The sequence below is a fragment of the Tsukamurella sp. PLM1 genome (assembly GCF_023168325.1).
Taxonomy (GTDB): domain Bacteria; phylum Actinomycetota; class Actinomycetes; order Mycobacteriales; family Mycobacteriaceae; genus Tsukamurella.
This window is the reverse complement of sequence record NZ_AP025688.1, coordinates 4,324,710-4,348,020: the sequence shown is the minus strand read 5'-3', so window position 1 is coordinate 4,348,020 and position 23,311 is coordinate 4,324,710. Positions and strand designations below refer to the sequence as shown.

General features: G+C 70.1%; 20 protein-coding genes and 1 pseudogene. 7 read left to right on the top strand and 14 right to left on the bottom strand.

Annotation, left to right across the window (positions count from 1 at the left end):
- Window positions 1–47 precede the first annotated feature (47 nt).
- Both MTP03_RS22285 and MTP03_RS22280 read right to left on the bottom strand, forming a co-directional pair.
- Window positions 48–2,123, bottom strand: a complete 2,076-nt coding sequence (locus tag MTP03_RS22285) for a PhoX family phosphatase (RefSeq protein ID WP_248490012.1) — start codon at window positions 2,121–2,123, stop codon at window positions 48–50.
- 260 nt (window positions 2,124–2,383) lie between these two features.
- A complete protein-coding gene (locus MTP03_RS22280) occupies window positions 2,384–3,268 on the bottom strand; it encodes an LLM class flavin-dependent oxidoreductase (RefSeq protein WP_248490011.1) in 885 nt (294 codons plus the stop codon).
- Between the two features lie 128 nt (window positions 3,269–3,396).
- Here MTP03_RS22280 and MTP03_RS22275 point away from each other — a divergent pair, with 128 nt between their 5' ends.
- Entirely contained in the window at window positions 3,397–5,394 is a 1,998-nt protein-coding gene (locus MTP03_RS22275; RefSeq protein WP_248490010.1) for an OPT family oligopeptide transporter, read from the top strand.
- A gap of 64 nt (window positions 5,395–5,458) precedes the next feature.
- On the opposite strand, the gene MTP03_RS22270 is transcribed toward MTP03_RS22275, so the two are convergent.
- From MTP03_RS22270 to MTP03_RS22230, 9 genes and pseudogenes are all read right to left on the bottom strand, one after another.
- Complete coding sequence (locus MTP03_RS22270) at window positions 5,459–6,835, bottom strand: TerD family protein (RefSeq protein ID WP_248490009.1); 1,377 nt, start codon at window positions 6,833–6,835, stop codon at window positions 5,459–5,461.
- On the bottom strand, window positions 6,832–7,716 hold the full coding sequence (locus tag MTP03_RS22265) for an HAD family hydrolase (RefSeq protein ID WP_248490008.1): 885 nt from the start codon (window positions 7,714–7,716) through the stop codon (window positions 6,832–6,834). Before MTP03_RS22265 ends, MTP03_RS22270 begins: the two co-directional genes overlap by 4 nt.
- Window positions 7,713–8,837: a cysteine protease StiP family protein gene (locus MTP03_RS22260; RefSeq protein ID WP_248490007.1), complete on the bottom strand. Its 1,125-nt coding sequence runs from the start codon at window positions 8,835–8,837 to the stop codon at window positions 7,713–7,715. The genes MTP03_RS22265 and MTP03_RS22260 overlap by 4 nt, the downstream gene beginning before the upstream one ends.
- Complete coding sequence (locus MTP03_RS22255; RefSeq protein WP_371820829.1) at window positions 8,834–10,075, bottom strand: phosphoribosyltransferase family protein; 1,242 nt, start codon at window positions 10,073–10,075, stop codon at window positions 8,834–8,836. The genes MTP03_RS22260 and MTP03_RS22255 overlap by 4 nt, the downstream gene beginning before the upstream one ends.
- Window positions 10,076–11,218 carry an HpcH/HpaI aldolase/citrate lyase family protein gene (locus MTP03_RS22250; protein ID WP_248492335.1) on the bottom strand — a complete coding sequence of 381 codons (1,143 nt, stop codon included), beginning with the start codon at window positions 11,216–11,218 and terminating at the stop codon, window positions 10,076–10,078.
- Window positions 11,219–11,226: 8 nt separating this feature from the next.
- On the bottom strand, window positions 11,227–12,417 hold the full coding sequence (locus MTP03_RS22245) for a hypothetical protein (protein ID WP_248490006.1): 1,191 nt from the start codon (window positions 12,415–12,417) through the stop codon (window positions 11,227–11,229).
- Between the two features lie 11 nt (window positions 12,418–12,428).
- Window positions 12,429–13,550 (bottom strand): DUF475 domain-containing protein, encoded by a 1,122-nt coding sequence (locus MTP03_RS22240; protein WP_248490005.1) that lies wholly within the window; start codon window positions 13,548–13,550, stop codon window positions 12,429–12,431.
- Between the two features lie 97 nt (window positions 13,551–13,647).
- Window positions 13,648–14,223: a TerD family protein gene (locus tag MTP03_RS22235; RefSeq protein ID WP_248490004.1), complete on the bottom strand. Its 576-nt coding sequence runs from the start codon at window positions 14,221–14,223 to the stop codon at window positions 13,648–13,650.
- Window positions 14,224–14,327: 104 nt separating this feature from the next.
- Window positions 14,328–14,902, bottom strand: a pseudogene (locus MTP03_RS22230) (TerD family protein).
- A 242-nt stretch (window positions 14,903–15,144) separates the two neighbouring features.
- Here MTP03_RS22230 and MTP03_RS22225 point away from each other — a divergent pair.
- Complete coding sequence (locus MTP03_RS22225; protein WP_248490003.1) at window positions 15,145–16,401, top strand: TerD family protein; 1,257 nt, start codon at window positions 15,145–15,147, stop codon at window positions 16,399–16,401.
- 3 nt (window positions 16,402–16,404) lie between these two features.
- Here the strand turns inward: MTP03_RS22225 and MTP03_RS22220 are convergent, their stop codons facing one another.
- Window positions 16,405–17,139 carry a DUF1542 domain-containing protein gene (locus MTP03_RS22220; RefSeq protein WP_248490002.1) on the bottom strand — a complete coding sequence of 245 codons (735 nt, stop codon included), beginning with the start codon at window positions 17,137–17,139 and terminating at the stop codon, window positions 16,405–16,407.
- A gap of 99 nt (window positions 17,140–17,238) precedes the next feature.
- On the opposite strand from MTP03_RS22220, the gene MTP03_RS22215 reads away from it, so the two are divergent.
- Genes MTP03_RS22215 through MTP03_RS22200 form a run of 4 tightly spaced genes read left to right on the top strand, consistent with a single transcriptional unit; the run spans window position 17,239 to window position 20,407 of the window.
- On the top strand, window positions 17,239–17,859 hold the full coding sequence (locus MTP03_RS22215) for an AIM24 family protein (protein ID WP_248490001.1): 621 nt from the start codon (window positions 17,239–17,241) through the stop codon (window positions 17,857–17,859).
- A 9-nt stretch (window positions 17,860–17,868) separates the two neighbouring features.
- Complete coding sequence (locus tag MTP03_RS22210; RefSeq protein ID WP_248490000.1) at window positions 17,869–18,567, top strand: AIM24 family protein; 699 nt, start codon at window positions 17,869–17,871, stop codon at window positions 18,565–18,567.
- On the top strand, window positions 18,564–19,328 hold the full coding sequence (locus MTP03_RS22205) for an AIM24 family protein (RefSeq protein ID WP_248489999.1): 765 nt from the start codon (window positions 18,564–18,566) through the stop codon (window positions 19,326–19,328). Before MTP03_RS22210 ends, MTP03_RS22205 begins: the two co-directional genes overlap by 4 nt.
- A 35-nt stretch (window positions 19,329–19,363) precedes the next feature.
- Window positions 19,364–20,407: a TerD family protein gene (locus MTP03_RS22200; RefSeq protein WP_248489998.1), complete on the top strand. Its 1,044-nt coding sequence runs from the start codon at window positions 19,364–19,366 to the stop codon at window positions 20,405–20,407.
- A 362-nt stretch (window positions 20,408–20,769) separates the two neighbouring features.
- Here the strand turns inward: MTP03_RS22200 and MTP03_RS22195 are convergent, their stop codons facing one another.
- Window positions 20,770–21,867, bottom strand: a complete 1,098-nt coding sequence (locus MTP03_RS22195) for an inositol-3-phosphate synthase (RefSeq protein WP_248489997.1) — start codon at window positions 21,865–21,867, stop codon at window positions 20,770–20,772.
- The gene (locus tag MTP03_RS22190; protein WP_248489996.1) at window positions 21,860–22,426 is read right to left on the bottom strand and encodes a PadR family transcriptional regulator; all 567 of its coding nucleotides are present in this window, start codon (window positions 22,424–22,426) and stop codon (window positions 21,860–21,862) included. The genes MTP03_RS22195 and MTP03_RS22190 overlap by 8 nt, the downstream gene beginning before the upstream one ends.
- A 235-nt stretch (window positions 22,427–22,661) precedes the next feature.
- Between MTP03_RS22190 and MTP03_RS22185 the strand changes: the two genes are divergently transcribed.
- Window positions 22,662–23,060 carry a DUF5318 family protein gene (locus tag MTP03_RS22185; protein ID WP_248489995.1) on the top strand — a complete coding sequence of 133 codons (399 nt, stop codon included), beginning with the start codon at window positions 22,662–22,664 and terminating at the stop codon, window positions 23,058–23,060.
- Window positions 23,061–23,311: the final 251 nt, after the last annotated feature.

Here is a 23,311-nt window from a genome sequence, read left to right as displayed (position 1 = left end):
GGGCCGCACGGAGGCTGCCCCGGCACCGTCGGACCTGGAAAGGGAGGCTACGTGCCGATGTTTCCCGACTTCTTCCACACCGCGACGACTGACGGTCGGGGCTGCGACGCGCCGCCGTCGGGCCAGTGCGACGAGGGCTTGTCGGCGTTGGCGTCGTCGGTCTCGCCGGGGTGCTGCACGGCGACGAGCACGCGGTTGTCCCGCACGACGGGGCCGCAGGTCTCGGCGCCGAAGGGCACGGTGAGGAACTGCTTGGTCAGGCCGCGGTCCTTGCCCTCGAGAACCACGCCGAACAGGCCGTCGTTGCTGTCGAAGGTGTCGTTGGTGCCGTCCGTCGAGATCCACAGGTTGCCGTGGGAGTCGAAGGTGACGTTGTCGGGGCAGCTGATCCGCGAGACCTTGGTCTTGTCGAACCCGCCGTAATAGGTGTCGGCGGCGGCGGGATCGCCGCACACCAGCAGCAGGTCCCAGGAGAAGTCGGTGCCGGTGTGGTTGTCGGTGATCTCGAGCAGCTGGCCGCTCTTGTTCTTCACGCGCGGATTCGGCGTGTCGATGCCCGCCTTGCCGTCGGTGCCGCGGTCGCTGTTGTTGGTCAGCGCGCAGTAGATCTTGCCGGTCTTGGGATTCGGCTCGATGTCCTCGGGTCGGTCCATCTTGGTGGCGCCCACCTTGTCGCCCGCCACCCGGGTCCACAGCGCCACGTTCTCGGCCGGCATGCCGTCGACGTGCGACTCGGCGCTGCCGTCGGCCTTGGTGGTCAGCAACGGGATCCACGTGCCGGTGCCCTTGTAGCCGCCCTCGGGGACCTCACCGTTCGCGACCTTCTGGCCCTCGAACTTCGCGACGTACAGCGTGCCCTCGTCGAGGATCCGCATGTTCGCCTCCATGGCCGCGGCGCCCTTGCCGGGCTGGATCTTCCGCGAGCTGACGAACTTGTAGATGTACTCGAACTTCGAGTCGTCGCCGCAGTAGGTCACGACCTCGCCCGTGGGCGTGACGTAGATGTTGCCGCCCTCGCGCTTCATTCGGCCCAGGGCCGAGTGCTTGATCGGAGTGGACTTCGGGTCGTGCGGGTTGACCTCGACCAGGTAACCGAACCGGTGGATCTCGTTGCTCTCCTTGGCCAGGTCGAAGCGGTCCTCGTACTTGCCCCAGTGGTGGTAGTCCTCGTCCTTGCCCACGCCGTAGCGCTTCCAGCCCTCGGCGAGGCCGGGCAGTGGCGGTTTGTCGGCACCCGAGAAGTAGTTGGTGTAGTTCTCCTCGCCGGAGATCATGGTGCCCCACGGCGTGATGCCGCCCGAGCAGTTGGCGATGGTGCCGAGCACGCGGGTGCCGGTGGGGTCCGCGGTGGTCTTCGTGAAGAAGGTGCCGGCGGCCGGGCCGCGCAGCTCGAACTCCGTCGAGGCGGTGATGCGCCGGTTGCACTCTCCCAGAACGGGAGTCAGCTTGCCCGAGCCGGGCTCGCCCTTCACCTCGACCACGGTGATGCCGTGCGCGGCCATCTCGACCCGGACCTGGTTCTCGGTGGGGTCGCCCTCCTCGTACCCCTTGAACATGTGCTCACCGGTCGTGTACTCCTGGTTGCACACCATGATAAAGGTGTCCGGCTTACCGTCCACCGCAATGAGATCCGTGAAATCGTTGTTGTAGCCGAACTGCTGCGCCTGCGCCTCGGGCGTCTGGTTGTCGAAGTCGAACTGCGGCGCCCCGGGGACCACCGGGTCGCCCCAGCGGATCACGACGGCCTGCTCGTAACCCTCCGGCACGGTAACGGCGTCGGCCTTGTTCGGGGTGATGGCGTTGAAGTTCAGGCCGGGTGCGTTCACGTTCTGGGCCGGGGCGCCGTTACCCGCGCCGCCCGCGGCCGCGCTCGACGAGGCGCCCGCGCCGGTGCTGCCCGAGTCGCCACAAGCGGCGAGGACGGTGACCGCACCCGCGCCCAGGGCGGCAACGCCGGCGCCGCGGAGCACGGTGCGACGCGTGATGTCGCCGAAGTACTCGTTGTCCGACTGGTTGTCGTGCTCACGGAAGCACTGGTTGCCGCACTTGTACTTGCAGGTGGTGTGCGACCTTGCGGACTTGCCGTCGTGATCGGTGAGCAGGCGCAGGTTGGGCAGGCGCATGGTTCTCCCTGGGGCTGGCTGGCTGGCTGAACTTGATTGGCTGTGCTGAATCCCCGCAACAGTAAAAGTGGGACATGATCAGACGGCAAAGTCCCGGTGAACGACGAGCACCGCCTCGCGCTTCGCTCCGCCCGGCCGCCGGCCGCGGGCGGACGACACTCGGATTCCGTCCGACATGGACAGCGTGTCCGGGGTGGACGGATTCCGAGTGTGCGCCGGCAATCGCATACCCCCGTACCCGCACCGGGAGGGCAGGGACGTCAGCGGCGCGGTAGGTGCCGCTCGGCGAAGGCGTCGAGGGCCTCCTCGGTGCCCGCGTAGGGTTCGCCGGTGCGGGGCCAGTGCAGGATCACATCGGTGAAGCCGAGCTCCGCGGCGCGGCCCACGGCGTCGTCGGCGGCGCCTGGTGAGCTCAGGGAGTACGTCCCGCCCGAGTCGATCGACAGGTACCGGTCGACGGTGCCGCGCTCCCGGCCGGCAGTGTCGAGCGCGTCATCGAGGCGCTGCGAGAGCTCGGCGACGCGGGACCACCAGGGGTCACCACCGTCACCGTCGGGCCCGGTCGTGACCCAGCCCTGCCCCTGCTCGGCCACGAGACGCAGGCCCTTCGGGCCGTTCGCCGCGAGCACGAACGGCATGCGCGGCGACTGCGCGGGCGCGCCGACCATGCGCGCGTCCACGGCGCGGTACCGCGGACCGTCGAAGCTGATCCCGCCGGAGCCGTCCTCGAAACGCAACAACACGTCCAGGTCGCGGGTGAACTCGACGAACCGTTCGTGCCGCTCGCGCGGCGTGAGCTCGGGTTGCCCCAGCACGAACGCGTCGAAACCGGTTCCGCCCGAGCCGATCCCCAGCACCAGCCGACCGCCGGAGATCTCGTCGACGCCGGCCAGGTCCTTGGCGAACGGCACGGGGTGACGGAAGTTGGGGGACGTGACGAAGGTGCCGAGGCTGATTCGTTCCGTGGCGGTCGCGGCGGCGGTGAGCAGGGGGATCGTCGCGCCCCACGGTTGATCGGCGAGTGTGCGCCAGGACAGGTGGTCATAGGTCCAGGCGTGGTCGAAGCCCAGGTCTTCCGCCTTGCGCCAGCGGCGCCGGGCCTCGGGCCAGGGGTACTGGGGCAGGATCACCACTCCGAATCGCACATCGCCAGCGTACGACTCGTGACCTCGCCGCACTACCTGACCCGTTCCCGTCGTACGATCGCCTGCCTGGACTTAGGGTTTGCACATTCGGTCCAACCCGGGCCATCGTCCTCCGGAGGGATACCCCCATGTCAGTATCGATTTCGAAGACGCCGCAATCCGGTGTCCGAGAATTCACCACTCGCGCCGTGATCCTCGGCGGCGTCATCACGCTCGTCTTCACCGCCGCGAACGCCTACCTCGGGCTCAAGGTCGGCCTCACCTTCGCCACCTCGATTCCCGCGGCCGTGATCTCGATGGCGCTGCTGCGCTACTTCGCGAACCACTCCATCATCGAGAACAACATCGTGCAGACGATCGCGTCCGCCGCGGGAACCCTGTCGGCGATCGTGTTCATCCTGCCCGGCCTGGTGATGATCGGCTGGTGGCAGGGCTTCCCCTACTGGACCACCATGCTGGTGTGCCTGATCGGCGGCGTGCTCGGCGTCATGTACTCGATCCCCCTGCGACGGGCGTTGGTCACCGGCTCGGACCTGCCCTTCCCCGAGGGCGTCGCGGCGGCCGAGGTGCTCAAGGTCGGCGACACCGCCGAGGGCGCGAGTGAGAACAAGCGCGGCCTGCACCTGATCATCCTCGGCTCCGTCGCCGCGGCGGGCTACGCGCTGCTCGCGAAGATGAAGTTCGTGGCGGAGGGTCTCTCCACCACCCTGCGGATCGGCAACGGCGGCAGCCTGTTCGTGCCCGGACTATCGTTCGCCCTCATCGGCGTCGGGCACCTCGTGGGCGTGACGGTCGGCGTCGCGATGATCGTCGGCCTCGTCATCTCCTACTTCGTGCTCCTCCCGATCTGGACCGCGGGCGATCTGCCCGAGACCGGCAGCATCACCAAGGTCATCTCGACGGCGTTCAGCACCGAGGTCCGCCTCATCGGCGCCGGCGCGATCGCCATCGCCGCCGTGTGGACGCTGGTGAAGATCCTGGGCCCCGTCCTGCGCGGTATCGCCGATTCCATAGCCAGTTCGCGCAAGCGCCGGGAGGGCCAGCTCGTGGACATCACCGAGCGGGACATGCCCTTCCCGTACGTGGCCGGCATCGTGCTGGTGTCACTGGTGCCGATCGGCGTGCTGCTGTGGCTGTTCACGTCCAATCCGAAGTACGACGCCGCCGGCAACCCGCTCGACGGCGAGGCGGGCGGTATCATCCTGCTGAGCATCCTGTTCATCCTGGTGCTCGGCCTCGTCGTGGCGTCTGTGTGCGGCTACATGGCCGGCCTGATCGGAGCGTCCAACAGTCCCGTTTCGGGCGTCGGCATCCTCGTCGTGTTGGCTGCCGCGCTGCTGATCCGGGCGGTCTGGGGACCGTCGGAGGGCGACACCGCCACCGCGCTGGTGGCCTACACGCTGTTCACCGCCGCGATCATCTTCAGCATCGCCACCATCTCCAACGACAACCTGCAGGACCTGAAGACCGGCCAGTTGGTCGGCGCGACGCCGTGGAAGCAGCAGGTGGCGCTCGTGGTCGGCGTGGCCTTCGGCTCCGCCATCATCCCGCCGGTGCTCGACCTGCTGCAGAACGGCTTCGGCTTCGTCGGCGCGCCCGGCGCGGGCGAGAACGCCCTCGCGGCGCCGCAGGCCTCCCTGCTCGCCAGCCTGTCGCAGGGCGTCTTCGGCGGCGACCTCGACTGGGGTCTCATCGGGCTCGGCGCTCTCATCGGCGCCGGTGTCATCGTGATCGACGAGGTGCTCTCCCGGATGTCGAAGTTCCGGCTGCCGCCGCTCGCCGTGGGTATGGGCATGTACCTGCCCATGAGCGTCACGCTCATGATCCCCGTCGGCGCAGTGCTCGGCTTCTTCTACAACCGGTGGGCGGACCGCTCCGCCACCGGAGAGGTGGCCGAGGGCCGCAAGCGCCTCGGCACGCTGCTGGCCACCGGCCTCATCGTGGGCGAGTCGCTGTTCGGCGTGATCTACGCGGGCATCGTCGTCGCGACCGACAAGGACGAGCCGCTGGCGCTGCCGTTCATCGGCGAGGGCTGGCTCCACTGGGGCGAGGCGCTCGGCGTGGCCGTGTTCGCCGGGATCTGCGCCGTGCTGTATCTGCGCACGAAGAAGATCGCCGCCACCTAGCCGGCTCGCATCCCGGCCTGTGCGGGATAGTGCCCGCTGAGCGAACACTATCCCGCACACGCCGTCAGGCGAGGAAGGGCGCGAGCTGCGGGATCGCGTCGCGCGGCGTCTTGGCGTTGATGCAGTCGCCGATCGCCTGCAGCTTCCACTCCGCGCCCTGGCGGGTGATCGTGCACATCACGATCCCCGTGTAGGGCATGCCGCCCGCGAGGGCGAACCGCGCCAGCTCGGCGCCGGTGGTGGAGTCCACGAGCCGGCAGTACGCGTTGTCCACCTGGTCGAAGCGCTGTCCCCGGTACGAGCTCACGATGAACACCAGCGTCGTGACCTGCGACGAGACCGCGGGCAGGTTCACGTCGACCACCTCGTCGTCGCCGTCGCCCGCGCCGGTCAGGTTGTCGCCCTGGTGCTGGATCGACCCGTCCTTCGACCGGAGCTGACCGAAGTAGACGGTGTCCACGTGCCGCTGCCCGGCGTACAGGAGCACCGAGGCGTCCAGGTCGATGTCCTTGCTCTGGCCGCCGAACAGGCCCTGCTTGCGCACGGGGTCCCAACCGAGGCCCATCGCGATCTGGGTGAGCTGCACGCCGCCGTCCTTGCGCAGCACCACCTTCTGGCCCTTGGTGAGGTCCACGCGCTTGCTCTTGGTGAGGCTGATCTCCGGCGCACCCGCTGGTTGCTGCCCGGCGAGCTGCGCCGTCGGGGTGAACGGCAGCTGTGCGGGCGCAGCGGGCGGTACGGAGTGGGAGGGCGGTGCGGCGCGGCCCGGCGCGGGGGCGTTGAAGTAGTCGATCGGGGCGCTGCCCGCGGTGGCCGACGACGGCGTCCCGCTCGCGAAGTAGTCGATCGGCTGTCCGGACGGTCCGGGTGCTGCCGGGGGCGCGGTCGCCGGGGGCGCGGCAGACGGTGCCGCGGCCGGAGCCGCCGCCGGTGCTGCGGCGGGCGGAGTGGCGGGCGCGTCGTCCACGCTCACGCCGTGGTCGCGCACCAGGTCGGCGAAGCCGCCCGCGTAGCCCTGCCCGATGGCGCGGACCTTCCAGTCGGCACCACGGCGGTACACCTCCACGGCGATCACCACCGATTCGCTGGTCAGGCCCTCGATCGGGTACTCGTACAGCGGCGCGCCGGTGGCGTCGGCGACGCGGGCGACGGGCGCGCCGAACCGCCCGAACGAAGCGGTGGCATCGTCGAGGGTGATCGCGATGCGGACCTGGGCGATGTCCGCCGGGACCTGCGCGCCGTCGATGCGCAGCGCGCCGTTCAGCAGGCTCACGCCGGGCCCGTTCGGCTGGTTGAAGAAGACGAAATCCGCGTCCGAGCGGACCTTTCCCGTATCGGTGACCAGCAGGGCGGACACGTCCGCGGGAGCCGGCAGGTCGACGGTGACGGTGACGGACCCGGCGGGAAGCGGCCCGTTCTGGCCCTTGGCGAGTGCGCTCATCGGAGCTCCTTGATCGAATCGGCTTCGGGTGCTGGCGTTCCGGCGGCGGCGAACCAGTCCACGATCTCGGTGCCCGCCGCGATGCCCGACGATGTGGTGAGCGTGAGGTGCGGCAGGGTGAAGGCGTTCTCCTCGAGCTCGCCGTGCCGGGGGCGGATCGCGCGATCGGCAGCGCCGAGCAGGTCGGCGTCGAGGGCGCCGTCGCCCGCCGCGAGCCAGGTCGCTCCCTCCTCGATCACACCGGCCTCCACGAGGCGGCGGCGTACCTCACGGGCCGCACGTGACTTCGTCACCGGCTCGGGGATCGTGTACAGCTTGCGGCCCTGCTGCGACACGATCCAGCCGCGCGGCTCGCAGTACGTGCGCCACTGTTCGACCGCATCCGCTGGGATCCGGGTCTCCGAGACGACGTAGGCGAACAGGCCGGGCACGAGGCGCAGCCGCGGCCCCCACTCCGGCGCGAGGCGTCGTTCGAGTTCGGCGGTGATCTGCTCCAGGCTCGCGGGGAGCGCGGCGAGGAGACCGAGGATGTGCTCCTGCCACCGAGGGTCCGGCGCGTCCTCCACGAGGATCTCGCCGCCGTTGGAGCAGATCGCGAAGGCGTACGGCCGCGGGGCGTGCGGCGAGCGGAATCCGTCGCCGGCGGCGCCCGGCAGACGCACGCGGCGGTACTGCTCCGGGGTGCGTGTGGTCGTGGGCACCAGCGACCCCGACGCGGCCAGCGACGCGAGGCCGGCGTGCGAGGCGGGGGACATGTACGACAACGGTGCGTCGCGGTAGGTCTCCACGCAGACGGGTTCTGCGGTCGCGAAGGCGGGCCCGGCGGAGGCCTGCGAGTAGATCAGGGTGCGGTCGAGATCGCTGGTGAGGAACGCGGTCACGAGTCCTCCTTGATCAGTCCGATGCAGGCGTACGCGAGGTCCGGGACGATCTCCACGGGCACACCGCGTTCGGTGGCGAGCCGCCGGATGTGCAGGTGATCGGGATCGTCCGGGTCGCGCAGCAGCACCCGCCACGGGACGCGGCGCAGCAGGACCCGCGTGGTCTCGCCGATCCCGGGTTTGACGAGGTTCGCCGTCGACACGCCGTACTCCTCGCGGACCCGCTCCACCGACGCCCACCCGGACCAGTCCGGCTCCCGCGCCGGGGAATCCGCGGCGAGCGCGGCCGCGGCGTCCCGGGCGGCGGGGGCGGCACCGTCGAACCGGGCTGCGACGGTGTCGAGCAGGACCGCGGACACGTCGTGCGGGGCGAGCTCGGCGTAGAACTTGGCGCCGTGGAACTCCTCCGGCCCGATCAGGTCGGCGTTGAGAACGGTGCGCGAAACCAGGCCGGACACGGTGGAATTGAGGCACGCCGAGGCGATGAGGAAGTCGTCCCGGGTGCCGTACGTGCGCACGCAGTGACCCGGGTCTGCGAGCACCGCGAGGTCGGGGTTCAGGCGGACGCCGTAGGTCGCGTGGTACTCGTCGAGCGCCTCGGCGAGCTCGCGGGTGATGGCGCCCTTGCCGGTCCAGCCGTCGACGAACACGATCGCCGCCGGATCGTGGTGGGCCACCAGATGATCGAGGGCCACGTGATCGATGCCGCGGCCGCGCACGATCGACACCGCGTAGTGCGGCAGGTCCAGGCCGTGCACGCGCTGCGCCCAGCGGCGCATGAGGATCCCGACCGGCGTTCCCGCGCGCGCCAGCGAGACCAGCACCACGTCCCGGCCGCGCTCGGCCAGCAGCAGCTCGGTGACCGTGCCGACGGCCCGGGCGAGCCGCGGCGCCGAGGCGGCGAGAGCGGCGTCGAACAGCGCCCGGTACTCGGCACTGGGCTGGTACTCGATGGGTAGCGACTCGGCGTAATGCGCCGCACCCGACTGGATCCGGCGCTCGCGGTCGGCGATGTCGGCCTCCAGCGCCACGTGCGAGAGATCCTTGAGCAGCCAGGTCACCTCGTCGGCGGCGTAGGAGCCGAAGGTGGGTCCGCAGAGCGGCGGGGTGGTCGCGGTCATCGGGCGGCCACCGCCGCCCGCGCGGCGGCGAGCACCGCTTGGTCCGACGCCGGAACCACGAGCACCAGGACGTCGTGACCGGCCGCCGTGAGCACGTCCAGGAGGCCGCCGGGCGCGCGCAGGCGCTCGGTGTCGGCGGGGGAGTCCGCGACGAACACCAGCCGGGCGTCCGCTCCGTCCCAGACGGCGTTGTACAGGTAGCGCAGCGGCGCGTCCGGATCGTCCTCGGGCGCACCGAACTCGAACCCGCGGCGCAGCGGGTAGCCCGGCTCGTCGCGCACGAGCGCGGGTGACCGCGTGGTGGTCTGGAAGCGGACCGCTGCGCCGCGCCGGACGAGCGCCTCCGCGACGCACAGCGGCAGGTACATGAGTTCCTCGTGCCCGATCACGATCACGGGGCGGTCGTCGAGGTGCGGCGCAGCGGCCGCCGCGACCGCGTCGGCGGCCGCCGCGTACCGCGGCTGGTCGGCGGCGAGTGCGCCGTGCCGGCCACCGTCGGGCAGGTCCTGGGGCCACGGCGCGTGCAGCACCTCGACGGTGCCGCGCGCGGAGCCGTGCGGGTTGAACCCGGTGGCGGGGAGCTCCGCCACTCGGGCCGGAAGGCCTTCCGGCAGTTCGACGGTGCCCGACGCCAGGGCCACGAACTCGATCTCCAGGCCCGCCTCGGTCGCGCGCCGCCCGATCTCCGCGCGGTGCGCTTGCGGGCGGACGTCCACCAGGGAGGCCACCACGTAACGCCGGTGCGGCGCCAGGGCGTGCAGGGCGCGGATCGAGTCGAGAGCAGTGGCGCCGGTGGAGATCTCGTCGTCCACGAGGACCAGGGTGTCGGCAGCGGCGAGCAGGTCCGGCGAACTGGGTTGCAGCAGGTGCGAGGTGGCGTGCGAGTGCCCCTCGGTGAACTCGCCGTACACCACCGCGCCGGGCCGGCGGGTGGATTGCAGGTAGACGGCGGCGCCGAGCCGCGCGGCCACGCAGTGCCCCAATCCCGTGGCGGTCTCGGCGAATCCGAAGACCACGCACGGCCCGTCGACCACCTCCGCCACGCGATCGGCCAGACGGTCCGCCGCGGCCCGCACCTCGGCCGGGTCGGCGGGGAGGTGTTTGCCCAGCACCGTCGACACCAGCAGGTGCGCCCGGCGGGGATTGCGCCGCAGCCCGGGACGGACCAGCGTCGTCAAGTGCGCGTCGCCGCGCAGGCGCATGCCCAGGTTCTCGCACAGGGTGGCCGGCACCGTCATCTATCGTCCCTCCACGAGCGCGGTCAACAGGTCCACGAATCCGATCTCCGGTCTGGTCACGCCGAACAGATCCGCTCGGATCAATGTGTGTCGGGCCCAATTGCGGTGTGGCTTCATCTCGTTCATCTTGTTGCGGTAGCTCGAGGCCAGGACTCCGCCGGCTTCGCGGCCCGCGATGTCCAGCGCGTCCTGGTGTTCCTCGTGCGTCACCGACGAGAGTGCGTGCACTGCTGCGACGTGTGACGGATGGATCACCGTCTTGCCGTGCAGTCCGTTGGCCCGGTCCAGGGCGGTCTCGCGGAGCAGACCGTCCAGGTCACGTCCCACGAGCTGCTCGCGGAAGCGCGCCGCGTGGTTGCGTTCGAACGGCGTGGCGCGCAGCAGGGGACGGAACATGCGCTCGTGATCGGCGAAGTACTCCCACACCGGGCCGGTGACCACGAAACCCGTTCCGTCGGAACGGCCCAGACGACCCACGATGGCGGAGATGGTCTCGGCCACCACGTGCACGTCGTAGATCGTGAGGTCGCGGTCGCGCCGGATGCCGAACAGCGCCGACATGTCCGTCGCACCGATCCGCACCGCCAGGATCGACTCGCGGTACTCGCCCAGCACCGTGGCGATCCCGCCGAGCGCCTCGTCGCGGGTCTCGCGGTACACGATCGCGGCGGTCTCCAGCACGGGCATCGCGTACAGCCCGCGAGCGCGGGCCGCCGCGAGCGCCTCGCGCCCCGGACCAGCGGCGAACTTCGGCAGCACCACGCCGGTGAGTGCGCGGATACCTGTACCGAGCTCTGCGAGTAGGTGGGCGGTGTCGGCGGTGGTGCGCGGGCGCACGAACAGCAGGGGGAGCGCCCCGGGGTCGGCCGCGAGCTCCGTGAGCGCTGCAACGGTCCGTTCCACCGCGAGCTGGGCGGCATCGTCGGCGACGGCGTCCTCCAGATCGATGACCATGGAGAGCACCCCGGCCGCGTGCCGGCGGCGGATCGTGTCCGCAAGCTGGTCCCGGGTGGCGGGGACGTAGAGCGTGGCCCCCAGCGCGTGCGCGAGGAGCGCGCGCGGCGCCGTGCGGTCGAAGGGCTGGGGCCGGTGGTGGAAGAGCCGGCTGAGCGTGGCCTCGGACAACTGGGGGAAGTGGCGCAGCGCGGGGCTCACCGGCGGCCCCGCATCCGGTCCACCGCGTCGTCGATCATGCGGTCGATGTCGGCGAGGGTCTGCAGGTACTTCCAGTAGTCGGGATGTACGCGATCGAGCTCGTCCAACGCGCGCACGATGCGGTCGTGCTGCGCGTCGAGGACGGACCCCCACTGGTGGACCTGCTTCTTCTGCACTGTGAGGAGCTGCGCGTCGCGCAGGGCGAAGCGCGTGCGGTCGGCCGCGGCCTGCGGGTTCGCGCGGGTGTCGCGGAGCAGCCGCAGCCGCGCGGTGACGGCGTCGACGGCGTTGTCGGCCGTCTCGAGGTGATCGCGGGCCGCGCTCACCTGCTCGAGGGCGAGGTCCGGCACCTCCCGCAGGCGCGCGTCGGCGGCCGCAAGTGCGTGCTCGGCGGCGGCGGCCTCGCGGTCGGCGATCTGGTCGTTGTCCACCAGGTCGGCCGAGCACGCACTGCTGAACTCGCGCAGCAGCGCCGAGCGGGTGTCGCGCAGGTCCTCCGCGCGGTTGCGCACGGCCTGCAGCCGGGTGCCGGCGGCAGCGATCGCCCGCTGGGCGTCCTGGCCGATGGTCGGGGCACCGTCGAGCGCGGCGCCGAGGGCCGCGGCCGCCTCCCGGACCCTGACGGATGCCGTGTCGCGGGACGGCACGTCCTGCGCGCCGTCGAGCAGCCGGACGGCCTCGGCGAGCTCGTCGGTCGCAGCGATGACGGGGCGCAGCATCAGGTACGGGGCGCTGGCCGGGGAGGCCAGACGGTCCGTGGCGCGCTCGGCGGCGACCCGCGCCGCCTGCTCCTGGGCGGCGGAACTCGCCCGTGCACCCCGGGCCGCGGCGAGCGTGCGCTCGTGATCGGAGTGGAAGCGGTCGAGGACCGCCACCAGATCCGTCAGCTCACGGGCCGTGGCGGCCTGATCCTGAGGGGTGGGCGGGCGGGTCCCCGACTGGCTCCCGCTGACCCACAGGTAGCGCTCGGTGGCACCCCCGAACCGGTCTCGGATCGTGGGCCACTGGCGTACCGCGGGCGCGGTGGGGTCCTGGGCCGAGAGTGTGCGTACGTCCTCGTCCAGGGAGCTGAACCGACGGTCCGCGTCCAGGTACGCGGCCGTGAGGCCCGTGTCCCCGGCGGGGGCGTTCGGTGGGGAGCGGTCGGGATCCCCACCGAACATCCGACGGAACATGTTCGCGGCCATGGTTCTTCGGATCAGGCGTCGACCCGCTGCGGGATCGCGACGATCGCGTCCCCGTCACCCTCGCGGCGGTTGCGGAAGATGCTCGAAGCGAGCGCCGCCAGGATGAGCACCACGCCGACGAGCCCGGTGACCACCTCGGGGACCGGGGTGTGGATCGAGAACAGCAGGATGCCGGCCAGGGCGCCGATGGCCCAGTGCGCGCCGTGCTCGAGGTACACGTACTCGGCGAGCGTGCCCTTCTCCACCAGGTACACCGTGAGCGAGCGGACGAACATCGCGCCGATGAAGCCGAGGCCCAGGGCGATGATGATCGGGTCCGCGGTGATGGCGAACGCGCCGATCACGCCGTCGAACGAGAACGACGCATCGAGCACCTCGAGGTACAGGAACAGGAAGAAGCCGGCCTTGCCGGTGGCCTTCGCCAGCTCCGACGGGCCGGAGCGCGCGGCCTCGGCCTCCTCCTCCATCTCCTCGACGTGGAAGAACTCGCCGAGGCCGTTGACCACGATGTACGTGACCAGGCCGAGCAGCCCCGCGATGAACACCGTCTTCGACTCGTCGACGGTGTGCGCGGCCCAGACTCCGGTGGCGAGCAGCGCGACCAGGGCCACGATGATCGAGAAGCGGTCGAGCTGGCCGATGCGCTGCAGAGGCTTCTCGATCCAGCTGAGCCAGGTGATCTCGCGCTCCGGGTCGAAGATGAAGTCGAGGAAGAGCATCAGCAGGAACATGCCGCCGAAGGCGGCGATCTGCGGGTGCGCCGCGGTGATCAGGGTCTCGTAACTCGCGCTGCCGTCCGGGAAGTACTTGGCACCGTCGGCCGGCGGGTTGAGCGCGAGGTCCATCGCCTGCACCGGGTTCAGGCCCGCCGTGATCCACACGATCGCGAGCGGGAACACCAGGCGCATGCCGAAGACGGCGATCAGGATTCCCACGGTGAGGAACATGCGCACCCAGAACTTGCTCATGCGCTGCAACACGGTGGCGTTGATGACCGCGTTGTCGAACGAGAGGCTGACCTCGAGGATGCCGAGGATCAGGGTGAGGAGCAGGGCCTCGGGCCCGCCGTAGAAGAACGCCGCCACGAGCGCGGCGATCGTGATGAAGAAGGACAGTCCGAAAATGCGGAACACGTCGGCCTTTCGAAAGAGGGATGCCCGGGCCGGCCCGGGAGCGGGAACCCGGCGAGCGTGTCCGCTCGCCGGGTCCGTGCGCTGTGGAGGCTGGTCGCTAGACGTTGACGCCGAAGTCGCGCGCGATCCCGGCGAGGCCCGAGGCGTAGCCCTGGCCGACGGCGCGGAACTTCCACTCGGCCCCGTTGCGGTACAGCTCGCCGAACACCATCGCGGTCTCGGTCGAGGCGTCCTCGGACAGGTCGTAGCGGGCGATCTCCTGGCCGTTGGCCTGGTTCACCACGCGGATGAACGCGTTGCGCACCTGGCCGAACGACTGGCCGCGGTTGTCGGCGTCGTAGATCGAGACGGGGAAGACGACGCCCTCGACGTTCGGCGGGACGGCGGCGAGGTTCACCTTGATGATCTCGTCGTCGCCCTCGCCCTCGCCCGTGAGGTTGTCGCCGGTGTGCTCGATCGAGCCGTCCGGCGAGCGCAGGTTGTTGAAGAAGACGAAATGACCGTCGGACGCGACCTTCTTGTTCGCGTCGATGCCGATGGCGCTGGCATCGAGATCGAAATCGGTGCCGGTGGTGGTCCGCAGGTCCCAGCCGAGACCGACGGCGACGGCGGTGAGGCCGGGGGCCTCCTTGGTGAGCGAAACGTTGCCGCCCTTGGTCAGGCTGACACCCATGTGAAGTTCCTCCCTGTACGCGGCGACGTCTTCTCTCGCCCCCGCCTGTGGATTCGAATATACCGATGGAACCGGAACGGCTCCGGCGGTTGCGACGGCGATCGTCAGACGTTCACGCCGTAGTCGCGCGCGATGCCGGCGAGGCCCGAGGCGTAGCCCTGGCCGATGGCGCGGAACTTCCACTCGGCCCCGTGCCGGTAGAGCTCGCCGAAGATCATCGCGGTCTCGGTCGAGGCGTCCTCGGACAGGTCGTAGCGCGCGATCTCCTGGCCGTTGGCCTGGTTCACCACGCGGATGTAGGCGTTGCGCACCTGGCCGAACGACTGGCCGCGCGCGTCGGCGTCGTGGATCGACACCGGGAACACGATGCCGTCGATGTTCGGGGGCACGCCCGCCAGGTTGACGTTGATGACCTCGTCGTCGCCGTCGCCCTCGCCCGTGAGGTTGTCGCCGGTGTGCTCGATCGAGCCGTCCGGCGAGCGCAGGTTGTTGTAGAAGACGAAGTGCTGATCGGAGAGCACCCGCTTCGCGGTGTCCACCGCCGGGCGCTGGCGTCGAGGTCGAAGTCCGCGCCGGTGGTGCTCCGCGCGTCCCAACCGAGACCGACGGCCACGGCGGTGAGGCCCGGGGCCTCCTTGGACAGCGAGACGTTGCCGCCCTTGGCAAGGCTGACACTCATGTGAATTCCTCCCGAGATTCCGACGGGCCGCGCTCGCGCCGCCCGAACTGTCTGATGACCCGGAATTCACGATACGGGAAACGGCCGTCGCGGCGAGGGCTTCATCCACCGTTCATCTGATTAGGCGACTCGCGTGTCATCGACGACCAATCCGCCCGGGATGCCGGGATTGCTGGCACACTCACGGTGTGACTTCACTTGCGCGCGGCCAGAACACGCCTCTGCCAGGATCTCCCCTCGCGGTGTCTATCGCCGGCGTCGCGCCGGGCTCGGTCGACCTGTTCGCCATCCAGGTGACCGACGCCGGCCGCGTCCGTTCCGACGACGATCTCGTCTTCTTCAACAGCCCGACCTCGCCCGAAGGCGCGGTGCGACTCACGGGGCCGGGCGCGATCTCGATCGATCCCGCCGCCCTGCCGCCCCAGGTGACCACGGTGCGGCTCGCCGTCGCGCTCGACGACAACGTGCCCGGCTCGCTCGCGTCGATCCCCGGGCTCAGCGCCCGGATCGGCGACGCCGACTGCCCGGCCGTCGGGCTCACCACCGAACGCGCCGCCGTCCTCGCCGAGATCTACCGCCGCGACGGCGGGTGGAAGGTCCGCAACGTGAGCGCGGGGTGGGACACGGGCCTGGTCGCGCTGCTCACCGAGCACGGGATCACCGTCGACGGTCCGCCGCCCGCCGCGGCCGTCCCGCCCCCGGCCGCGCCGTCGTTCCAGCCCCCGGCCCCGACCCCACCCGCGTACCAGCCGCCGCCCGCCCAGCCCGGGTATCAGCAGCCCCCGGCCTACCAGCAGCCCCCGGCGCCGCCCGCGTACCAGCCGCCGCCGGCGGCACCGTCGTACCCGCCGGCGCAACCCACCTACCAGCAGCAACCCCCGGCCCCCGCCGGGCCGCCGGTGAACCTGACCAAGATCACGCTCACCAAGAACACGCCCACGGTGTCGCTCGCGAAGTCGTCGGAGCGGCCCAGCGGCACGATGCGGGTCAACCTGAACTGGACCCAGGGCCGTAAGGGCCTGTTCGGCGGCGGCAACGCGGTGGACCTGGACCTCGCGTGCTTCTACGAACTGCGCAACGGCGACCGCGGCGGCGTGCAGGCGCTGGGCAACGCATTCGGCAGCATCGACCGGCCGCCGTTCATCCAGCTCGACGCCGACGACCGCTCGGGACGGTCGCAGGGCGGCGAGAACCTGCACATCAACCTGGCGCACCTCGACGACTTCGTGCGGATCCTGATCTTCGCGTACATCTACGAGGGCTCGCCCAACTGGGCCTCGGCGAACGGCGTGGTCACGCTCTACCCGCCGGGGCGGCCCGAGGTCGAGGTGCACCTGGACAACCCGGACCGCCGGGCGATCTCGTGCGCCATCGCGCAGCTGCACGTGGTGAACGGCGAACTCACGGTGACGCGCGAGGTGCAATACATCCACGGCTCGCAGCGCGCGGTCGCGGAGGCCTACAACTGGGGGCTGAACTTCACTCCCGGCCGCAAGTAGGCCTTAGAAGCCGCCGAAGTCGCCGCCCCCGAAGTCGCCGAATCCGCCGCTGTCGAACCCACCTCCGTCGAAGCCGCCGTCGCCGCCGAGGTCGGCGGCACCGTCGACCCCCGGATCGGCGAGGACCGCCGGGCCGACCCCGGCCATCCCGGCGAACAGGGAGCTGAAGATCAGGTAGCTGCCGACGCCCCACGCGCCGGCCACGAGCGCGGGTTTCCACCAGGGTTCGCTGTACCAGCCGGCCGGCACGGGCCTGCCCGCCACGACGCCGCCGGGGAAGTAGTTCGGCGTGCGGTCCGACGGTGCGGGTGATGTCTCGAGCGCGCGGCCGTCCACGTCGACGGACCGGGCTTCGGTGACCGACCCCGCCGACCGCTGACCGTCGAGCTCGTCGATGGGCGGCCCGGGATCCATGTCCATCGCCACCCGCGCGGCCCGCGCGTAGTACAGGCCCTCGAGCGCGGTCTGCTTGGCGAACCGCGCCTGCGTGGGCGTGTTCGCCCCGCCCACCTGGGCGGCGGCGGCCGTGTACCGCTCGCCCGCGTCGGCGAGCGCCTGGCGTGCGGCGTCGTTGGACCCGACGAGGTTGTTGACCTGACCCGCGAGCCGGTCGATGGCGGCGCGGGCGTCGGCCTGCGCATCGCCGAGCGCGGTGGTCCGGGTGCGATGGCCCCGCACGACGCTCATCACGATCAGCGCGACGGCGGCGATGGCGACGATGACGAGCACGATTTCCATACTGTCGACGGTACGCGCAGCGCAGGAAGTCGCTACGCTCGTGATCGACGGCCGCCGGGGGCGCCGCGCTCGGAACCAGGCGAAAGGCGGTACCAGTCCATGCAACTCGTTTCGAAGACGAAGCGGGTCGTCGAGGCGCACCTGAACAACAGCTCGATCCGGGCCCTGAGCGGCTCGATGATCGCGTTCGAGGGTCAGGTGTCGTTCAAGTCGGCCGGGTTCGGCGGCGGCGACGGTCTCGTGGCCGGGATGAAGCGCCGCGCCACCGGCGAGAGCCTGTCGCTGATGGAGTGCACCGGCACCGGCGTGGTGTACCTCGCGCAGGACGCGGCCACGGTCACCGTCGTCGACCTGAACGGCGAGACGATGCAGGTCGAGTCCCAGCAGCTCCTGGCACTGACGCCCACCCTGTCCACGAACATCACGTTCGCGGGGGTGCGGGGCGGGATGTCGGGCCAGGGCCTGTTCACCACGACGGTGAGCGGTCACGGCCAGGTCGCGCTGCTCAGCAACGGCGGGCCGCTGATCCACCTCGAGGTTTCGCCGCAGAACCCGCTGGTGGTCGACCCGGACGCGTTCGTCAGTGCGCGGGGCCAGTTGTCCCAGTCGTTCGTCACCGACGTGTCCTGGCGCTCGGTGATCGGGCAGGACGCGGGCGAGGCCTTCTCCCTGCGCTGGGACGGCAACGGCGTCGTGTCGATCCAACCGGCCGAGCGATAGGGGGCGCAGATGTTCACCAAGGTCAACGGCAAGGCTGTCTCGGTCGACCTGAGCAGGTCCGGCCCGATCATCGCGCGTCGCGGCGCGATGCTGTTCTACACCGGTCAGGTGTTGTTCCAGCCGCACCAGATCCCCGGCATGGGCGGCGGCATGATGGGCGGCCTCGCCGGCATGGCGGGCCGGATGATGCAAGGCGAGCACGAGGCCACGATGGTGGCGCAGGGCAACGGCACCGTGCACTACGGCTTCCGCGGTCTGGAGGTAGAGGTCATCGATCTCAGCGGCGGCGGGGAGCTGCGCGTGGAGGCGTCGCGGCTGCTCGCGTACACGCAGGGCCTGCAGGCCTCGATCGTCTCGACGGGCGCACAGGGCGGGGCGCCGGGCGGGGGCGGTCGCGGGTTGATGGGCGCGCTGCGGTCCGCGGCGAGCGGCGTCGCGACGGGCCAGGGGATGTTCACCACGCAGCTCACGGGCGCCGGCGCGGCCGTGATCCTGGGTCACGGCGGGTTCATCCGCCTGGAGGTGAACCCGAACCGCCCGGTCACCGTCGACCCGCAGGCGTTCGCGGCCTCGGTGGGGCAGGTCCAGACCAGCCTCCGGTCGACGGTGAGCCTGCGCAACATGGGCCGCACCGGCGGCGAGGCCTTCCAACTCGATTGCACCGGCCACGGCGCGGTGTACGTCCAGGCATCGGAGCAGCGACTATGAGCCAACTGAACACGGTGTGGAACCCGCACACCCTGCCGTCCGACGACAACGTCCCCGACAACCAGTACGCGTTCTCGATCGACCTGAACCGGCCGTGGTTCCTGTCCAAGGGCGCGATGATCGCCTACTACGGCCAGATGCGCTTCACCTCGCTGCGGCAGGGCCTGCAGGGGCAGCTGCTGCAGATGGTGGCGCAGCAGTTCTCCGCGCCGCTCTACCTGGGCGACTACGTGGTGGCCGAGGGGCAGGGGAAGCTGATCATCGGCGACCGCGGCAACGACATCAACTCGTTCACCCTCGAGGACAACGGCAACCTCACGATCCGCGCCGCCAACCTGCTCGCGTTCGAACCGGGGCTCGCGCTCAAGCAGTCGATCGTGCCCGGTTTCGTGACCCTGATCGGGACGGGCGTCTTCCTGGCCTCGTCGAACGGGCAGGTGATGTTCGTCGAGCCGCCGGTGCGGGTCGATCCCGAGGCGCTCGTGGGCTGGGCCGACTGCCCGTCGCCGAGCCATCACTACGACCAGAACTGGGTGACGGGCTTCGTCTCCGCCGCCGGGTACGCGCTCGGCGTGCAGTCCGGCGAGGAGCGCCAGTTCGACTTCACCGGGTCGGGCACGGTCCTGGTCCAGTCGAGCGAGAAGGTGCTCAGCGACCAGCACGTGGTGCGCAGCATCACCGGCCAGCTGCCGGGGCTGTCGCAGAACGGTTTGCACCAGATCAACGCCCAGATCCAGCAGCAGCTGGGCCAGCAGCAGTAGTCCGCGTGTTCGCGGGCACGACCAGTGGGGGACGCATGAACACGGTGAGTAAGGGGTCCAGGCACTCGCTCGTCGGGACGAGGTTCCGTGTTTCGATTTCCGCAGCTCAGCCGGACGCGATCGATCTGATCGCGGTGCTGTTGACCTCGTCTGGGACGGTCAGGTCCGACGACGATCTGGTCTTCTTCAACAACCCGCGCGTCTCCGGAGTGGAGTTGCTCCCCGACGGAACGTTCGGGATCGACCTGTCATCAGTACCGAGCGACGCGGATCGGGTGGTGGTCGCGGCCAGCACCGAGGCGCAGAGCACGGACTTTGGGCACGTTAGCAAGCTATCCGTGTTCGTCTCGGGCCAGCGTGGTGATATCTGCTTCGAGCCGGCTGGTCTTGCGTCGGAGACGCTGGTGCAACTCGTGGCGTTCTACCGGCGCGGCGGAGAGTGGAAGCTCGATGTGATCGGTCAGGGCTATGACGCCGGTCTCGCAGCGTTTGCCACCGAGTGCGGGATCACCGTGGACGACGGTCCCGCACCCGCGACACCGCGAGCGCAGATGGCACCGCCGCCCACTGCGCCTCCTCCGCGGACCACACCGGCGGGAGATCCACCGAAGGCATCCCCTGTGGCAGCGTCGCCGATAAGCATGCAGAAAGTGCGAATTTCGATCACCAAGGACTCAGCCTCGAAGACCGCGACGATCGACCTCCGCAAGGCGCAGGGCGATCCGTCATGGGTCTTGACCGTGGGCCTCGAGTGGGACGGGCGCGGCGCTGTGTACGCGTCGGACGGCTCCGTCAAGAAGTTCGGGGACGGTGATCTCGATGTCTACTTCTTCTGCCGTAACGAGCAGACGGACGAATTCGTCGTGTTGAGCGGAGAGAAGGGCGCGCGGGCGGCCTCGACAGGTGGCCGTTCATCCTCCATCACGGCGACAGCAAGGGGCCCGGTCGTGGCAAGCGGCCGGCTGTCGAACAGGTCACAGTGCGTCCACAGGAGAACGGAGACCTCCTGGTCAATGTGTACCAGTCGGTTGACAACGGCACGGGGGCGATCAATAAGTTCGGCAGGCCGCGCGCGGTGATCCGGTACGGGCGCGCCGGGCGGGACGGGCTGCCGGGTCCTGATGCCGATGAGATCGTCGTCCATGTCGGTAACAACCGGAACTCCTACTGGGCGACCATCGCGCACATCGATGTCCAGGACGGGATCCTGAAGGTCGACGGACAGACTCGGTACAGCCGGGCGATGAGTGAGACCATGCCGACCCTGGATCGAAACGGGAAGTGGGTCAGGTCCGCGCCGGGTGCACCGACTGGACGAAGCAAGAAGCGTCATGGTGAAGGACTGGACTCGTACCGAGGAAGGCTCTGAGCTTTGCTCCGAAACGGACGGTGCCCGTCCCCTGTGACTGGGGACGGGCACCGTCAGGCTGGGAGCGGAGGATTAGTCCGCGCCGATGATGAACTCCTCGAGCTGCGCACGCGCGACGTCGTCGGCGATCTGCTCGGGCGGGGACTTCATCAGGTACGCCGAGGCGGGGATCACGGGGCCGCCGATGCCGCGGTCCTTGGCGATCTTCGCGGCGCGCACGGCGTCGATGATGATGCCGGCCGAGTTGGGCGAGTCCCAGACCTCGAGCTTGTACTCCAGGTTCAGCGGCACGTCGCCGAAGGCGCGGCCCTCGAGACGCACGTACGCCCACTTGCGGTCGTCGAGCCACTCGACGTAGTCCGACGGGCCGATGTGCACGTTCTTGTCGTGCACCTTGCCCGACAGCGGGCCGTTGAGGTTGCTCGTGACGGCCTGCGTCTTGGAGACCTTCTTCGACTCGAGGCGGTCGCGCTCGAGCATGTTCTTGAAGTCCATGTTGCCGCCGACGTTGAGCTGGTACGTGCGGTCCAGCGTGACGCCGCGGTCCTCGAACAGCTTCGCCATCACACGGTGCGTGATGGTGGCGCCGACCTGGCTCTTGATGTCGTCGCCCACGATCGGGACGCCCGCGTCGCGGAACTTCGCGGCCCACTCCGGATCGGAGGCGATGAACACGGGCAGCGCGTTGACGAAGGCGACGCCCGCGTCGATGGCGCACTGCGCGTAGAACTTGTCGGCCTCCTCGGAGCCCACGGGCAGGTAGGACACGAGGACGTCGACGTCGTTGTCCTTGAGCGCCTGCACCACGTCGACACCCTCGCCCGGGGCCTCCTCGATGGTCAGGCGGTAGTACTTGCCCAGGCCGTCGAGGGTGTGGCCGCGCTGCACGGTGACGCCGGTCGGCGGCACGTCGGCGATCTTGATGGTGTTGTTCTCGGAGGCGTTGATCGCGTCGGAGAGGTCGAAGCCGACCTTCTTGCCGTCCACGTCGAACGCGGCGACGAACTCGACGTCGCGCACGTGGTACGGGCCGAACTTCACGTGCATGAGGCCCGGCACGGAGGCGTCGTCGGCCACGTCCTTGTAGTAGTGGACGCCCTGCACGAGCGAGCTGGCGCAGTTGCCCACGCCGACGATCGCAACGCGCACCTTGGTGGAGTTGTCAGTCACCGTTCTTCCCTTCAGTCGGTGTCGTCATCTCGTCGGAGCGGGACTCGGCGGAGATCAACTCGTTGAGCCACCGCACCTCACGCTCCGTCGTTTCCAGTCCCAGCTCGTGCAACTGCTGCGTGTACGTCTCGCTGCTGCCGCCGGCCGCGAGGGCCCGACGGAGCTCCTCCCGCCGCTCCTCGACCTGCCGGCGGCGACCCTCGAGGATGCGCAGCCGGGCCTGTGCCGGAGTGGCGGTGAAGAACGCGAGATGCACGCCGAACCCGTCGTCGGTGTAGTTCTGCGGCCCCGTGTCGGCGACCAGGGCGGAGAACCGCTCCCGGCCGGCGGGGGTCAGTCCGTACACCCGACGCGCGCGGCGCTTCCGAGGCGTTGCAGTCGGGCCGGGCGCCTCTTCTTCGGCGATGTAGCCGGCGTCCTGCGCGCGGCGCAGGGCGGGGTACAGCGAACCGTAGGAGAAGGCGCGGAACGGACCCAGCAGTTCCGTCAGCCGCTTACGGATCTCGTAGCCGTGCATCGGGGACTCGTGCAGTAGTCCGAGTACTGCGAGTTCGAGCACTGCACCTCCCTTCCGCCGCGGCGCCGGGGCCGCAGGGCGACTGACGCGAGTGGATCTATCTCTTCAATGGGATCGGCAGTTGTATCGCGCCGATATATAGGAAGATACCCCACCGGTGAATCCCGGATGAACACCAGACTGCGCCCGGCGCTGGCCGCGGCGAGGCCGTGAGGATGGCGAAGGGCGGTATGCCCTTGTCGCGGCACGTGCGGGCCGGGCCACGTACATTGGATCCGTGCGGACGCAGAGGCAAACGGTGGACTACGCGCTGCAGCGGCGATCGCTGCTGGCGTCGGTCAACGCCGGGCGCACTGCGGTGAAGTCGGTGTGCGACGCCGATCCGTACCTCCTGCGGGCCGCCAAGTTCCACGGCCGCCCGTCCGAGGTGCTCTGCCCGATCTGCCGGAAGGAGCAGCTCACCCTGGTGTCCTGGGTGTTCGGCGAGTCCCTCGGCGATGCGTCCGGGTCGGCGCGGTCGGACGCGGAGCTGAGCGAGATGGAATCCACACGGGTGGAGTTCTCCGTGCATGTCGTGGAGGTCTGCAGGTCGTGCAACTGGAATCATCTGGTTCAGTCGTACGTCGCGGGGCTTCCGCCGCGACCTCGGCGCAAGCGCCGCGCCGCACCCGGCTAGCGGGCCGAACCGCGTCAGCGGGTGAGGACGGAAACCGGCGCGGGACGTACGGACACGAAGACGATCGATGAGCGGAGAACCAGCGGTGACGAACCCGGGTGGCAACGACGAACGGAACGGGAGGGGCGGCGGACCGTCGCGCCCCGGCGGGAACCCGCCCCCGCAATCCGCTCCGACCACGCAGTTCCCCGTGGTGCCGCCCCAGCCCGGCGCGAACCGGCCCCCGGCGCCCTCCGTGCCGCCCCAGGCAG